The sequence below is a fragment of the Paenibacillus sp. YAE3 genome, from assembly GCF_057546105.1.
Genome location: NZ_BAAIYF010000041.1, coordinates 1 through 593, shown reverse-complemented (window position 1 = coordinate 593; position 593 = coordinate 1). Strand labels below are relative to the sequence as shown.

The window sequence follows — 593 nt, the reverse complement described above, 5'->3', positions numbered from 1 at the left end:
CCCATTCGGACATCCCCGGATCAAAGCTTGCTTACAGCTCCCCGAGGCAGTATCGTTGTTCGCCACGTCCTTCATCGGCTCCTAGCGCCTAGGCATCCTCCGTGTGCTCTTAGTAGCTTAACCTTTGACTCCTGTTTGCCTCGCCTCGCTCCGTTGTTTTGTGCTTCGCACAAAGCCAAAGTCGCTCTTCGATTCAAACACTCGTCTGCTACCTTTATTACTTGGTCTTTCAATGAAGACACAAGCAGCTAAAAGGATATTTCTAAAACGCAAATTCGTTTCGTTATCTAGTTTTCAAGGATCAAAAACCGGCTTTTTCAACCGGACTTATATCATACCATCCTCAGCACTTCTTGTCACCAAGCAAGTTCTGGAAATCGTATGCGAGAGTTTGAACTCTCAAAACTGACCAACGAGTGAGATGAAAGCTTTACGAAGTAAAGCTCGCTTCGTAAGCTTACGGCATATTTGAATGTTTCCGTTGCAGGAAACGATTCTCCATAGAAAGGAGGTGATCCAGCCGCACCTTCCGATACGGCTACCTTGTTACGACTTCACCCCAATCATCTACCCCACCTTCGGCGGCTGGCTCC

The 593-nt window shown here is 47.6% G+C and carries 2 rRNA genes; both read right to left on the bottom strand.

From position 1 onward, the window contains the following. Nucleotides 1-123, bottom strand: a 23S ribosomal RNA gene (locus AC27KL_RS28075); the annotation flags it as partial. 381 nt (nt 124-504) lie between these two features. Next, nucleotides 505-593: ribosomal RNA gene (locus AC27KL_RS28070) — 16S ribosomal RNA — on the bottom strand; the annotation flags it as partial.